Here is a 14,198-nt window from a genome sequence, read left to right on the forward strand (position 1 = left end):
GCCCCGGCGCAGCCCGCCCAGCCGGTCAGGCCCGTGTCGTCGGCGCCGGCCAACCCGGCCCCGGCCACGCCGGCCACCCCGGCGGCGCAGCCCGCCCCGGCCGCGGCCGAGCGGGAGGCCAGCGTGTCGACCGGCGCGTTCGGCGCCCGCGAGAGCGCCGACACCCGGCCCGAGCAGCAGAGCGCGTCGGGCACCGGCCCGTTCGCGATCCCGCGCCCGACCGAGCCGCCGACCCCGATCACCTCCAAGGTCACCCAGCCGGTGCCGCGCCGCCCGGTCGTCTTCGAAGAGCAGGAAGACGAACTCGACGTGCCCGACTTCCTGAAGTAACCGCTCATCCATGACCCACGCCGCACCCTCCCCCCGGGGTGAGGAGATCGCGGCGGGGCTGGCCGAGGTCGAACGCCGCATCACCGACGCGTGCGCCGCCGCCGGCCGGTCCCGCTCCGAGATCACGCTCATCGCGGTGACCAAGACCTACCCCGCCTCCGACGTCCGCCTGCTGGCCGGGCTCGGCGTCGCCGACGTCGGGGAGAACCGCGACCAGGAGGCCGCCGCCAAGGCCGCCGAATGCGCCGATCTGGCGCTGACCTGGCACTTCATCGGTCAGTTGCAGACCAACAAGGCCCGGTCCGTGGTCGCCTACGCCGACCTGGTCCACGGCGTCGACCGGCTCCGCCTCGCCGAGGCGCTGTCCCGCGAGGCCGTCCGCGCCGGGCGCGAGATCGGCTGTCTCATCCAGGTGTCCCTCGACGGCCTCGCCGGCCGCGGGGGCGCGCTGCCCGCCGACGTCCCGCCTCTCGCCGACGCGCTGGCCGCGCTTCCCGGGCTCTCACTGCGGGGCGTCATGGGGGTGGCGCCGCTGGGGGAGGACCCGGCGCCCGCGTTCGCGCGGTTGCACGGGGTGGCGCAAGCCGTACAAAAAGATCATCAGCACGCGAACGTCATCTCGGCGGGCATGAGCGGCGATCTGCCCCAAGCGATAGCCAACGGCGCGACACACCTGCGAGTCGGTACGGCGTTGCTCGGCCGCCGGAAGCCCTTCGTCAGGTAATGTCCCCCGAGTAACAAGTAGGTACGATCAGCGGTTCGCCGGCGCGGGGGCACGTGATCCGCCACGGACCTTCAGCCATGGGCACGGTAGACGGAGGACGACGGAGCGATGGCCGGCGCGATGCGCAAGATGGCGGTCTACCTCGGTCTCGTGGAGGACGACGACCGTTACGACCGATACCGCGAGTACGCCGACGAGTTCGGCGACGACTACGACATCCCTGGCGACTTCAACCCGCAGGGCACTCAGGGCCGTGACGGGGGCGACGACTCGGTCGTCCCGGCGCCGCGTCCCTCCGCGGCCGTGATCGAGCGGCGCACGACCGATCTGGCGCGGATTACCACGCTCCATCCCCGTACCTACAACGAGGCGCGCACCATCGGCGAGCACTTCCGCGAGGGCACCCCGGTCATCATGAATCTGACCGAGATGGTTGACAGTGACGCGAAACGGCTCGTCGATTTTGCGGCAGGTCTGATTTTTGGCCTACACGGCAGCATTGAACGTGTTACCAACAAGGTGTTCCTGTTGTCCCCGGCCAATGTCGAGGTGACGGCTGAGGACAAGGCACGGATCGCGGAACGCGGCTTCTTCAACCAGAGCTAGAGTTCCGTGTATGAACAGTGAGCGGCACCCCGGCGGCCCGAACGCCCGGAGGATGCGGACCTGGACGGAGGCGAGGCTCGGCCGTGGGGATCGTTAGTGAGATCTTGGTCGCTGTCCTGGCCCTCTACCTGGTTCTGCTGATCGGACGGATGATCTTCGAGACGGTCCAGGCGTTCGCCAGATCCTGGCGGCCCAGGGGCCCGGTGCTGGTCCTGGCGGAGGCCACATACACCGCCACCGACCCACCTCTCAAGTTTCTCCGCCGTTTCATTCCTCCCCTCAGGTTGGGTACGGTGGCCTTTGACCTAAGCTTCACAGTGCTGTTCATTGTGGTCTTGGTCTTGATCCAAGTCGTGTCCGCGCTTCGTTGATCGGGTACCGTCCCTCCGGACAGACTCCAAGCGCGCCAAGGAGACCCAAATGCCGCTGACGCCCGCCGACGTGCGGAACAAGCAGTTCAGTACCACCCGGTTGCGACCGGGCTACGACGAGGAGGAGGTGGACGCCTTCCTCGACGAGGTCGAGGCAGAACTCGACCGCCTCATCCAGGAGAACGAGGAGCTGCGCGCCAAGCTGGCCGAGTGTCTCCGGGGCAAGGTTCCCGGCGGCATGGCCATGGGCGGCATGCAGATGGCCCCCGCTCCCGTCGCCGAGACCCCCCAGGCTCCCCTTCAGCAGCCGGAGCCCATGGCTCCGCCGCAGCCGGTGCGCCCTGAGCCCGTCCCCGTCGGCATGGGGCTGCCCCCGGCCGAAGACAACATGGACACCGCGGCCCGCGTGCTCGCGCTGGCCCAGCAGACCGCCGACCAGGCGATCGCCGACGCCCGCCGCGAGGCCGACGAGACCGTGACCCGCGCCCGCCGCGAGGCCGACGAGGTTCTCGGCAAGGCCCGCCGGCAGGCCGAGCAGGTCATCGGCGACGCGCGTGCGCGCGCCGAGACTTTGGAGCGTGACGCTCAGGAGCGTCACCGCCAGGCGATGGGCTCGCTGGTGCAGACCCGCGACGAGCTCGAGCGCAAGGTCGACGAGCTGCGCAGCTTCGAGCGCGAGTACCGCAGCCGTCTGAAGCTCTACCTGGAGAACCAGCTCGCCGAGCTGAACGTCCAGGCCGAGGGCAGTGGCGGTTTCCCGATCGTCGGCAACCCCGCCATCCAGCAGGGCCAGCCCGGCCAGCCGCAGATGGCCCACGCCGTCGCCCCCGGTCCGCAGATCCAGGCCGTCCCCAACCCGTTCGCCACCGAGCAGCACACCGGAGGGTTCCCGGCCCCCGACGGCTCTCACGGCGAGCGCCGGTAGGGTTTTCCGCTTCTCGCACGCGTACAGGTAGTTCGGAAGGCCGCCCCCCGTGATCCTTGTCAGTGCCGCCCTTGTTCTCGCGGCGATCGTTCTGCTGATCGCCGGTGTCGTACTCGGGATGGCATTCCTCGTGATGTGGTCGATCGTGATCAGTGTGCTGAGCGCGGTCTGCCTGCTGATCGGGGCGCTGCTGAGGCGTCACGAGCTGTTCCCCGCCGGAGGCCGGGCCGCCGTCGAGGCCCATCAGGCCGCCGTGGCGACGCAGATGGCGCCCCACATGGCGCCGCAGATGGCCCACGCCGGGATGCCGGTCTACGGTGCGCCCACGGCCATGCCGACCGCGCCGCCGGTGCCGCCGACGGCTTCCCCTGCCTATCCGCCCAACCCGACCGTGACCGCCCCGGTGCCCGTCCCCGGGCTGGGGCCCGACTCGATCGTCCTGGTGATCCCCGGCCGTAAGAGGTTCCACCGGTCCGGCTGCCGGCAGCTCGTCGGCCGCGAGACCGAGGAACTGACGGTCGAGGAGGCCAGGGAAGAGGGCTTCTCGCCCTGTACGACCTGCGTCGTCGACGCAGCCGCAGACGACACCTGGGCCACCACGGTCCAGGAAGCGAGGGTGGAGCCGGCCGACACCCCCGGGCGCGCCGGTTCGGTGCCTCCGGCCGCCTCCACCCCTCCCGTCGTCCCCCCTGCGGCCCCGCCCGTGGCCCCTTCTCTGGAGCCGTCGGAGCCCACCGCCGTCTTCCGCGCCGAACCGCCGTCGGCCGGATGGCCGGAGCCGGTCCCGTCCGACCGGCCCGAGACGTCCCGCCCCGCCGCGCCGAGTGGCTGGCCCGAGCCGGTCCGCCCCGCGGAGCCCTCGGCCAGGAAAGAGACGCCGGCCAGGGTCAACCCCTACGCCAAGGCGAAGACCGAGAAGGAACCCGAGGCCGAGAGCCCGGTTCCGTCGTTCGAGACCGCCAAGCCCAAGCCTGAGGCCGTCGAGCCCGAGACCGTCGAGCCGGAAGCCGAGCCCGAGGTTGTGAAGCCCGGCGCGGACACGTCGGAAGCCACGACCGAGGCCGCCGCGTCGAAGCCCAAGAAGCCCTCGCTCAAGGAGCGGGCGCCCGCCGAGGCCGACGCCGAGCCCGTCAAGCCGTCGATCGAGATCCCCGAGGCCTCGTCGTCGTGGAACGCCTTCTCCCGGCCCTCGGCCCCCGCCGAGGCCGAGGCGGACGACGAGGAAGAGGTCGTCACCGAAGACCGCGACGGCGACACCGTCGAGCGCAAGCTGCCGCCGCCCATGGTGAAGGTCATGGAGGGCACCCGGCGCTACCACACGCCCGACTGCCCGCTGATCAAGGGCGAGGAAGACGGCATCGAGACCATGTCCAAGCCGGCCGCCGAAGAGGCGGGCCTGACGCCCTGCACGGTCTGCGACAAGGCCTGAGACTGCACAGGAAGAAGGCCCGGTGGATTCGATCCACCGGGCCTTTCTTCGTCCCCATGTAGCACCCCGCGCAAGCGTCTGCCCGGCGATGCGGGGGTTAGTCGTCGCGGGAGCAGTCAATTTCCGGCGGCCCCTGGAGCAGGCGGGGTGGCAGGTAGGGGGTGACGACCCTGATGCGGTGGCCTCGGCGGCTCGCGTGACAGGCCAAAGCCAGGATGTCGAGGTTGATCGCGGCGGAGGCGTCGTCGGCGCGGTCGGCGACCGAGTAGTGGTCGCGGTGCGCTTCCAGTGCGTCGAGCAGGGCCAGGTTGAAGCTCTCCTCGTCGCCGCCGACCAGTTGGGAGAACAGGACGGCCGGCGGGGAGAGGAAACCCTGGGACGCGGCCTCTACCGGTTGCGGGTCGGCGCCGCGGAGGTAGTCGTGGAGGGCGCGCGAGTAGGTGCCCGGTTTCGTGAGGACGGCGGATCCGGCCTGGACGATCGGGGCCAGGTCTTCGCGGGCGCCCGTGATCAGGGCGAAGTTCACGGCGGTCTGCCAGTGGCCGGGGCCGAGGTCGTCGCCCGGGTGTGCGGAGGCGGTGAGGGTGCGGCCGCCGATCGTCACGCCGACCTCTTCGCCGGGGGCGGCGAGCACGGTGCGGAAGATCGCGGCGCCCAGCTGGGAGGCCAGGCGCAGGTTCTCCAGCTGCCGGTCCGAGACGTCGGCGGACAACGAGGCGCGGGCCTGGAAGAGCATCTCCTGGTAGTTGAGGACCCTGATCAGGTCTCGGGCGTCCAGCGGCTCTCCGGCCTCCGGGGTGATGGCCTCCCTGGTGTACTTCTCCAGGAGGGCCTCGCTCTCCGGGTGGAGACGCTGGGGATGGTCGGGCCGTTCGAACACCACGGGCCACTCGATCGTTTCCGGACGCCTGCCCCGGCCGTGGGCCAGGACCCGGGGCCCTGCCGACGCGAACCCGGTGACCAGGGAGCGGGGGAGGTAAGCCGTCTCGATCGGTGGCCGCCAGCCCTCACGGCGGTGGGCGAGGGCGGCCAGGGCCAGCGGCAGCAGGGGGAGCAGGCTGCGGGGTGGGGCGCCCGGGCCGGGAAGGGCGGCCCAGTGGCGCAGCAGCCTGATCAGATCAGCGCTGAACGCCTCTTGATCGCGGTCGGCCAAGGCGCGTAGGGCGTGAAGCGCGATGCTCAACGGCTGATCGAGGAAGCCGTCGCCGCCTGGCCTGTCTGGCCCGCCACGTCCACTTGCCCAGAGGCTGGAGACGTCGTGGCCGATTGAACCGGTCTCGGCTGTGTCGCTTTTGGCTGTGTCAGTTCCAGCTGCGTAGGTCCTGGGCGTGTCGGCTCCGGGCCTGTGGCCTTCGGGTGTGTCGGCTTTGGCTGTTCTGCTCAGAGGCGTTTCGGTTCCTGCCATGTCGCTTTTGGGCGTATCGCTTCCGGGTGTGGTGCCCTTGTCTTCGGAGGCGGTGTCGCCGGATGCGGCAGGTGTGGAGGGCCGATGCTGGTCGGATGGCGGGTGGTGGGCTTCGGCCTCGGTCAACCCGTAGACGCCGGCCAGGAGGCCGTCGATGAGGTCGGCTCCCTGCCGGAGTGGGCGGCGGGCCAGGTCGAAGGCTTCCCCGTGCTGCTCGGCCCGGCCGGACAGGATCGCCAGGGAGAAGGCGTCGAGCCACTGCTCTGTGGTCACCGGCTCCGGGGCGCCTGCGGAGCCCGGTTCGTAGTCCATCCCGAAGCCCACATACGCCAGGGTGACCTGGAAGCGGTCGTGCGGGTGGTAGGCGGCGTGTTCGACCGCGCCGACCGCCGCCGCTGCCGCGTCTGCCAGGACCGCCCTGGTTTCGGGGGTGCCGAGGCCGGGGGTCTCCAGCGAGAGCGCGCCCAGGTAGTCGAGGAACTCCTCGGCGAGCAGCCACCACTCCCGGGTGCCCATCGGCCCCGCCTTCGACAGGGAGCGGACCTGTGCGCCGATCCGGGCCGCGAAATCCCTGCGGGCCGTCTCCACGGCGGTCTCGGACACGCGGTGGCGTTCCATGCTCGATCTCCCCTCCAGGGACGCGGAAGCCCGGCGGAACCAGGTCCCGCCGGGCTTCCCGTTGTTCGTCAGGCCTTGCGGAGCTGGAAGACCAGGCCCAGGTCCGGGTCTTCGTGGCGGTGGAGGCCGGCGTCGGAGCCTTCGGTGAAGGACGTGGCCAGCACTTCCTCCGCCACCAGGCCGCCGCCCTCTCTGAGCGCGGTCGCGAGGTCGCCGTCGGCCGACCACCACAGGTCGATGCGGTCGGTGATCGACAGGCCGGTCGACTTGCGGGCGTCCTGGACCAGGCGGATGACCTCGCGGACCAGGCCCGCCCGGCGCAGTTCGTCGGTCATGGCCAGGTCGAGGGCGATGGTCTCGCCGGTGCCGGTGTCGACGGCGCCCGTCTCGACCGCCCAGCCCGACTTGGGCTGCTCGGTGATGATGAGCTCGTCGCCGGCCAGGGTCACCTCGCCGAGTTCGCCCGCCTCCAGGGTGGCCGAGCCGCCGGTCCTGACCGCGCGGGCCAGGGCGCCCGGGTCGGCCGCGGAGACGGCCGCGGCGACCAGCTTGGTCTGGCTGCCGAACCGCTTGCCGAGGGCGCGGAAGTTGGGCTTGACGGTGAAGGTGACCAGGTCGGCCGAGAAGCCCGACAGGTCTTCCAGCGCCTGGACGTTCAGCTCGTCGGCGATGAGCTCGCGCAGCTCGGCCGACAGGGCCGACCAGCCGGGCGCGCCCACGAGGGCACGGCCGAGCGGCTGGCGGGTCTTGACCGACGACGACGCGCGCGCCGAGCGGCCCAGCTCGACCAGGCGGCGGACCAGCGCCATCTGCTCGGTCAGGGCCGGGTCGAGGGAGGAGGCGTCGACCTTCGGCCACGTCGCCAGGTGGACCGACGCGGGGGCGTCGGGGGTGCGCAGGGCGTCCCACACGTAGTCGGTGGTGAACGGGACCAGCGGCGCCATCAGGCGGGTGACCGTCTCCAGGCACTCGTACAGGGTGGCGAACGCCGACTCCTCGCCCTTCCAGAAGCGGCGGCGGGAACGGCGGACGTACCAGTTGGACAGGTCGTCGAGGAACTCCGTCAGGCGGCGGCCCGCGCGGGAGGTGTCGAAGACGTCGAGGGCGGCGGTCACCTCGGCGACCGTGCGGTTGAGCTCGGCCAGCGCCCAGCGGTCGATCAGCGGGCGGTCGGTGACCGGCGCGCCGGGCGTCCACGACGAGGCGTTGGCGTACAGGGTGAAGAAGCTCGCCGTGTTCCAGTAGGTCAGCAGGACCTTCCGGACGATCTCCTCCAGCGCCGCGTGCCCGATGCGGCGCGGCGACCACGGGGAGCCGTTGACGCCCATGTACCAGCGCAGCGCGTCGGCGCCGTGCTGCTCCATCAGGGGCATCGGGCGCAGCACGTTGCCCAGGTGCTTGCTCATCTTGCGGCCGTCCTCGGCCAGGATGAGGCCGAGGCAGAGCACGTTCTCGTACGACGACTTGTCGAAGACCAGGGTCCCGACGGTCATCATCGAGTAGAACCAGCCGCGCGTCTGGTCGATGGCCTCGCAGATGAACTGGCCCGGGTAGGCGGCCTCGAAGACCTCCTTGTTGACGTGGGGGGCGCCCCACTGCGCGAAGGGCATGGCGCCCGAGTCGTACCAGACGTCGATCACGTCGGGCACGCGCCGGGCCTCGCCGCCGCAGTCGCCGCAGGGGAACACCACGTCGTCGACGTAGGGACGGTGCGGGTCGAGCGCCGACAGGTCCTGGCCGGCCTTCTCGCCCAGTTCCTTCAGCGAGCCCACGCAGGTCACGTGGTCCTCGTCGCAGATCCACAGCGGCAGCGGGGTGCCCCAGTAACGCGACCGGGAGAGCGCCCAGTCGACGTTGTTGCGGAGCCACTCGCCGTAGCGGCCGTTCTTGATCGTGTCGGGGAACCAGTTGGTGCCCTCGTTCTCGGCGAGCAGCCGCTCCTTCACCGAGGTGGTGCGGATGTACCACGACGGGAGCGCGTAGTAGAGCAGCGGCGTGTGGCAGCGCCAGCAGTGCGGGTAGCTGTGCTCGAAGTGCGAACCGCGGAACAGCAGGCCGCGGTCGCGGAGGTCCTGGGTGAGGCCCTCGTCGGCGTCCTTGAAGAACTGGCCGCCGACCTGCGGGACGTCGGACAGGAACCGGCCGTCGGGGCCGATCGGGTTGACGACGGGCAGGCCGTACCGCTTGCAGACCGTCATGTCGTCGGCGCCGAAGGCGGGCGCCTGGTGGACCAGGCCCGAGCCGTCTTCGACGGTGACGTAGTCGCCGAGCACGACGAAGTGGGCGCCGGGGATGTCGACCAGGTCGAAGGGGCGCTGGTAGGGGGTGTGCTCCAGCTCCGTGCCGAGGAACGACTCGCGGACCGTCCAGCCCTCGCCGAGCGCCGCGCCGACGAGCGGCTCGGCCACGATGACCGGCTTCTCGCCGTCCTTCTCGGCGACCACGTAGGTGACCTCGGGGTGCACCGCCACGGCGGTGTTCGACACGAGGGTCCACGGGGTGGTCGTCCAGATGAGCAGGTCGACGCCCTCGAAGCGGCCCGAGGTGACCGGCATGCGGACGTACACCGACGGACTGGACACGGTCTCGTAGCCGCCGGGCTGGCCGAGCTCGTGGTCGGACAGGCCGGTGCCGCAGCGCGGGCAGTAGGGCGTGATGCGGAAGTCGCGGAACAGCAGGCCCTTGTCGAAGACGACCTTGAGCGACCACCAGACGGCCTCGACGTAGGCCGGGTCCATCGTGCGGTAGGCCTGGGACATGTCGACCCAGTAGCCCATCCGCTCGGTCATCTCCTCGAACGCGTCGACGTGCCGCAGGACGGACTCGTGGCAGCGGGCGTTGAACTCGGCGATGCCGTAGGCCTCGATCTGGGGCTTGCCCGACAGGCCCAGCTCCTTCTCGACGGCCACCTCGACGGGCAGGCCGTGACAGTCCCAGCCCGCCTTGCGCGGCACGTGGTAGCCGTTCATCGACTTGTAGCGGGGGAAGACGTCCTTGAAGACGCGCGCCTCGACGTGGTGGACGCCGGGCATGCCGTTGGCCGTCGGGGGGCCCTCATAGAAGACCCAGGACGGGCCCGTGGCGTTCTGTTCGAGAGAACGTTCGAAGACCTTGCCGTCGCGCCAGCGCGCCAGCACCTCGTGTTCGAGGCGCGGCAGGTCGACCTGCGCGGGCAGGGGGTGGAACTGGTGGCTGGACACTGATCCTCCACGCTCATCGGACAATGGCGCGGAGGGACGAGACCCTTGAGAGGCCCCGCGGTACCACCCTCCTTGGCCCCCGTCAGGGGAACCCACTCTTTGTTGGCCGGTTCTAATAGGCGTGACGCCGTTCTTCCGGCGGCTCCGGGGTGATCTTCTTCACGCGCCTCGCCCCGGGCTTCCACCGTCCCCGGGTCGCTCGTGCGAGGGGGGCGTGCGTACTCGTCCCCATCAATGCCGTGCAATTCCCAAAGATAACGCAGCGGTCGGGTGCTGGCTTCCCGATATCGGGGTAGGGAGCGCGGAACACGCGGCGAGGCGTCGGTGTTGAATCCACATCTCGGCGCGGAGGTATGCGGCAAACGGGGAGGAGCGAGCCGTCCGGTACGGATGGCGTAAAAGCGTCGGCGCGTCGATTGCCGATCTTGTTCTCACATACCTACGATGCCCGGACTTGCACCATCACTGCATTTGGGAGGCCCTATGGCCACGCGTGCGGCCAAGACCGCCGTCACTGAGGACGTCTGGTCCGCCGAGGAACTCGCGGCCGTCCGCGACCGGTTGCTGACCGAGATCGAGGAGCTGCAGGTCGACATCGCCCGGGCCGAGGCGTCCCTCGCTCTCGGCAACTCCTCCGAGGGCGCCGGCGACGACCCGGCCGACGCCGGAGCCAAGACCTATGAGCGCGAACGTGAGATCGCCCTTACCCTGAATGCGCGCGACCTGCTCGCGCAGAACGAGCGGGCGATCGCCCGCATCGACGCGGGAACATATGGGGTGTGCGAATCGTGCCAACGGCCGATCGGGAAGGAACGTCTGCAGGCGTTCCCGAGGGCGACGCTGTGCGTGGCGTGCAAGCAGCGGGAGGAACGCCGCTGACGCAGGACGATGCGACGCGGGCGCGGCGGATCAAGCTCCTCGCCGCCGTGGCCGTTCTCATCTACGTGTTCGACCTGATCACCAAGTTCCTCGTGGTCGAATACCTCGAAGACCGGCTGCCGACGGTGCTCATCCCCGACGTGCTGGTCTTCAACGTCATCCGGAACCCGGGGGCGGCGTTCTCCATCGGGACCGGCATGACGATCGTCTTCACGATCATCGCCGCGGTGGTGATCGGCGCGATCATCCGCACCGCGCGGCAGCTGCGTTCGCTGCCGTGGGCGATCGACCTCGGCCTCCTGCTCGGAGGCGCCCTCGGGAACCTGACCGACCGGATCTTCCGGTCGCCGGCCCCGTTCCAGGGCCACGTGGTCGACTTCGTCCAGGTGTTTCCCGCGACCAACTTCCCGATCTTCAACGTCGCCGACTCGGCGATCGTCTGCGGCGGGATCCTGGCCGTGTTCCTGGCCTGGCGCGGCTACCAGATCGACGGCACCCGCGAGGGGGCGGTCAAGGATGCCTGACCAGCGGTCGCTGCCCGTCCCCGACGGGCTGGAGGGAGAGCGGCTCGACGCCGCTCTCGCTCGTCTCTTCGGCTTCTCCCGCACCCGCGCCGCCGAGCTCATCGTGGGCGGCGACGTGCTCGTCGACGGCTCGCCCGCCGGCAAGTCCGACCGGGTCTCGGCCGGATCGTGGCTCGACGTCACCATCCCGCCCCCCGCCGCCGCGCCCATGCCGGTGGCCGAGCCGGTTCCCGGCATGACGATCCTGTACGAGGACGACGACGTCGTCGTCGTGAACAAGCCCATCGGCGTGGCGGCCCACCCCTCCGTGGGCTGGACCGGCCCGACGGTCATCGGCGGCCTGCTGGGCACCGGCCACCGCGTCTCCACCAGCGGCGCGGCCGAGCGGCAGGGCATCGTCCACCGGCTCGACGCCAACACGACCGGCTGCATGGTCGTGGCCAAGAGCGAGCGGGCCTACACGCTGCTGAAGCGGGCGTTCAAGGAACGCACCGTCGAGAAGCGCTACCACGCCCTGGTCCAGGGCCACATGGACCCGCTGCGCGGCACCATCGACGCCCCGATCGACCGGCACCCCTCCGGCGACGGCCGGTGGGCCGTCGTGGCCGGCGGCAAAGACTCGGTGACCCACTACGACACCCTGGAGGCCTTCCGGTCGGCCTCGCTGCTCGACATCCGCCTGGAGACCGGGCGCACCCACCAGATCCGGGTGCACATGTCGACCATGCGCCACCCGTGCGTGGGCGACCTGCAGTACGGCGCCGACCCGACGCTCTCGGCCCGCCTGGGCCTGTCGCGGCAGTGGCTGCACGCGGTGATGCTGGGCTTCGAGCACCCCTCGACCGGCGAGTGGGTCAGCTTCAGCGCCGACTACCCGGCCGACCTGGCCCACGCCCTCGACGTGATCGCCGAGTCGTGACCTCAGCCGAGTGAGCCGAGGCGCGCCAGCGCGTCGCCGGTGAGCCGCAGGCCCGCCGCCTCGACGTTCTCCCTCAGGTGGGCGACCGACGAGGTGCCAGGGATGACGCAGATCGTGGGGGAGCGGTGCAGCAACCACGCCAGCGCCGTCTGCTGGGGGGTCGCGCCCAGGTCGCGGGCCACCTCGTCCAGGACCTGCGACTGGAGCGGGGAGAAGCCGCCCAGCGGGAAGAACGGGACGTAGGCGAGGCCCTGTTCGGCGCAGACGTCCACCAGGGCGTCGTCGCTCCGGTCGACCAGGTTGTAGGCGTTCTGGACGCAGACCACCGGCGCGATGCCCCGGCACACCAGGAGCTGGTCGGCGGTCACGTTGCTGACGCCCAGGTGGGCGATCAGGCCCTCGTCCATGAGGGCGGCCAGCACGCTGAAGGGGACGGTCGGGTCGCCGGTGTCGAACATCCGCAGGTTGACCACGTCGAGCCGCTCGACGTCGAGGCGCTTGAGGTTGTCGTACACGGCCTCGATCAGTTCCGGTTCGGTCAGGGCGGGGTGCCACGACTTGTCGGGGCCGCGCCGGCCGCCGACCTTCGTGACGATGCGCAGGCCGTCGGGATAGGGGTGCAGCGCCTCGCGGATGAGGTCGTTCACCACGTGGGGGCCGTAGTAGTCGCTGGTGTCGATGTGGAGCAGGCCCAGGTCGGCGACCGTCCGCAACACGCGGATCGCCTCCGCCCGGTCGTTGGGCGGGCCCCAGATCCCCGGGCCGGTCAGGCGCATCGCGCCGTAGCCCATGCGGGTCAGGGCCAGATCGTCGGTGAGTTTGAGGATTCCGCCGGTGATGTCGTTCATGTGCGCATCGTGCCCGGTCGCGGGCCCGTTAGGGGTGATCATTCGTCAGGAAGTCGGCCCTCAAGCTGACCTGTGCTTTCCAGGCTTTGGTTGTCCTCCCCGGTGCTTTCCTCCCCGGTGTTCTCCTCCGGCGTGCCCTCGTCCGGAGCGGGGTCCTGCGTGGGCTCCTGGGTGGGGGTTCCCTCGTCCTCGGACTCCTCGTCCGGGGGGCTCGGCTTTTCGCTCGGCCGCCCGGACGGGCTGGCTTTTGGGGACGGGGCCTGGGCCTTCTCCGGTGGCTGCTGCTCGTCCTGGCGGCGTTCGGTCGGCCGGGTCACCGGTTCCTCGCCGGCCGTCGTCTCGACGGTGGCGTCGGGGGTGGCCTTGGCCTTCTTCTTCGCGGGGACCTGCGCCGGGATCGTGTCGGCCGGGGTCACCGGAGGGTCGCCCGCCGTCAGGTAGGCGATCGTGCCGGCGCTCAGCCCCACCGCCAGGACGGCCGAGACGACCGCGGTGAACGGCCACTTCCTGCGCGGGCTCGCCACGGTGGCGGACGGCGCGGGCGGGGGCGGCGGGACCGGGACGAAGGGGGCCGTCGGCTCCGACGTGATGCCGTTGACGATGTTGTGGAGGTGGCTCTCGGCCTCCACCGCCGTCATGCGGCGGGCCGGGTCCTTCTCCAGCAGGCCGTGCAGGACCGGCGTGAGGGGGCCGGCGCGGTAGAGCTGGCCGTACGGCTCGTACATGACCGCCGCCAGCGACGCCATCGCGTGGCCCCGGTGGAACGGCGAGCGGCCCTCGACGGCCAGGAACAGGGTCACGCCGAGCGACCACATGTCCGAGGCGCGGACCGCGCGGCCCCCTGCCGCACGCTCCGGGCTGATGAACGCCGGCGTGCCGACGAGCGAGCCCGTCCGCGTCACCGGGCTGTCGTCCTCCATCGCCGCGATGCCGAAGTCGGTCAGCACCGCCCGGCCGTCGGGGGTGATGAGCACGTTGTCGGGCTTCACGTCCCGGTGCAGCACGCCCGCCGCGTGGGCCGCCTTCAGGGCGCTCAGCACCTGGAGGCCGATGGTCGCGACCCGGTGGGGGCGCATCGGGCCCTCGTCGCGGATCAGCGCGCCCAGGGTCGTGGACGGCACGTACTGCATCACGATCCACGGATGGCCGCGTTCCTCGAAGACGTCGTAGACGGCGGCCACCGCCGGGTGGCCCACCCTGCCGGCGGCGCGCGCCTCACGCAGGGTCCGGATCGTGAAGATCTCGCGCTCGGGGCCGGACAGGTCGGCGTTGAGCTCCTTCACGGCGACTTCGCGTTCCAGGGTTTCGTCCAGGGCACGCCACACGGTGCCCATGCCACCCCGGCCGAGAGGTTCGAGCAGGCGATAACGGCTGGCGACGATACGGTCGGACGTCTGAGACTCGGGCATGCGGCCCGGCT

The 14,198-nt window shown here is 70.9% G+C and carries 12 protein-coding genes and 1 pseudogene; 9 read left to right on the forward strand and 4 right to left on the reverse strand.

What is annotated here, in order from left to right; genetic code table 11:
- The 6 genes and pseudogenes from AW271_RS40475 to AW271_RS39285 form a co-directional block, all read left to right on the forward strand.
- Positions 1-330: pseudogene (locus tag AW271_RS40475) on the forward strand (cell division protein FtsZ); the annotation flags it as partial.
- Positions 331-340: 10 nt separating this feature from the next.
- On the forward strand, positions 341-1,054 hold the full coding sequence (locus AW271_RS00045) for a YggS family pyridoxal phosphate-dependent enzyme (RefSeq protein WP_062330068.1): 714 nt from the start codon (positions 341-343) through the stop codon (positions 1,052-1,054).
- A gap of 108 nt (positions 1,055-1,162) precedes the next feature.
- Complete coding sequence (locus AW271_RS00050; protein ID WP_062330071.1) at positions 1,163-1,660, forward strand: cell division protein SepF; 498 nt, start codon at positions 1,163-1,165, stop codon at positions 1,658-1,660.
- An 83-nt stretch (positions 1,661-1,743) separates the two neighbouring features.
- Positions 1,744-2,031, forward strand: a complete 288-nt coding sequence (locus AW271_RS00055) for a YggT family protein (protein WP_030450315.1) — start codon at positions 1,744-1,746, stop codon at positions 2,029-2,031.
- Between the two features lie 49 nt (positions 2,032-2,080).
- Positions 2,081-2,956 (forward strand): DivIVA domain-containing protein, encoded by an 876-nt coding sequence (locus AW271_RS00060; protein ID WP_062330073.1) that lies wholly within the window; start codon positions 2,081-2,083, stop codon positions 2,954-2,956.
- A 118-nt stretch (positions 2,957-3,074) separates the two neighbouring features.
- Positions 3,075-4,385 carry a hypothetical protein gene (locus tag AW271_RS39285; RefSeq protein WP_157553830.1) on the forward strand — a complete coding sequence of 437 codons (1,311 nt, stop codon included), beginning with the start codon at positions 3,075-3,077 and terminating at the stop codon, positions 4,383-4,385.
- Positions 4,386-4,482: 97 nt separating this feature from the next.
- On the opposite strand, the gene AW271_RS00070 is transcribed toward AW271_RS39285, so the two are convergent.
- Positions 4,483-6,408, reverse strand: a complete 1,926-nt coding sequence (locus AW271_RS00070; protein ID WP_063817804.1) for an immunity 49 family protein — start codon at positions 6,406-6,408, stop codon at positions 4,483-4,485.
- A 68-nt stretch (positions 6,409-6,476) separates the two neighbouring features.
- Positions 6,477-9,608: an isoleucine--tRNA ligase gene (gene ileS / locus AW271_RS00075; protein ID WP_062330077.1), complete on the reverse strand. Its 3,132-nt coding sequence runs from the start codon at positions 9,606-9,608 to the stop codon at positions 6,477-6,479.
- A 483-nt stretch (positions 9,609-10,091) separates the two neighbouring features.
- Here ileS and AW271_RS00080 point away from each other — a divergent pair, with 483 nt between their 5' ends.
- The 3 genes from AW271_RS00080 to AW271_RS00090 are packed head-to-tail and all read left to right on the forward strand — an operon-like array spanning position 10,092 to position 11,930.
- Positions 10,092-10,487: a TraR/DksA family transcriptional regulator gene (locus AW271_RS00080; RefSeq protein WP_062330079.1), complete on the forward strand. Its 396-nt coding sequence runs from the start codon at positions 10,092-10,094 to the stop codon at positions 10,485-10,487.
- A gap of 47 nt (positions 10,488-10,534) precedes the next feature.
- Complete coding sequence (lspA, locus tag AW271_RS00085; protein ID WP_245652871.1) at positions 10,535-11,011, forward strand: signal peptidase II; 477 nt, start codon at positions 10,535-10,537, stop codon at positions 11,009-11,011.
- On the forward strand, positions 11,004-11,930 hold the full coding sequence (locus tag AW271_RS00090; protein ID WP_062330080.1) for an RluA family pseudouridine synthase: 927 nt from the start codon (positions 11,004-11,006) through the stop codon (positions 11,928-11,930). Before lspA ends, AW271_RS00090 begins: the two co-directional genes overlap by 8 nt.
- A 2-nt stretch (positions 11,931-11,932) precedes the next feature.
- On the opposite strand, the gene AW271_RS00095 is transcribed toward AW271_RS00090, so the two are convergent.
- Both AW271_RS00095 and AW271_RS00100 read right to left on the reverse strand, forming a co-directional pair.
- Positions 11,933-12,778 (reverse strand): oxidoreductase, encoded by an 846-nt coding sequence (locus AW271_RS00095; RefSeq protein ID WP_062330082.1) that lies wholly within the window; start codon positions 12,776-12,778, stop codon positions 11,933-11,935.
- A gap of 38 nt (positions 12,779-12,816) precedes the next feature.
- Entirely contained in the window at positions 12,817-14,187 is a 1,371-nt protein-coding gene (locus AW271_RS00100; RefSeq protein WP_062330085.1) for a serine/threonine-protein kinase, read from the reverse strand.
- Positions 14,188-14,198: the final 11 nt, after the last annotated feature.

The sequence above is a fragment of the Herbidospora sakaeratensis genome (assembly GCF_001570525.1).
Taxonomy (GTDB): Bacteria; Actinomycetota; Actinomycetes; order Streptosporangiales; family Streptosporangiaceae; genus Herbidospora; species Herbidospora sakaeratensis.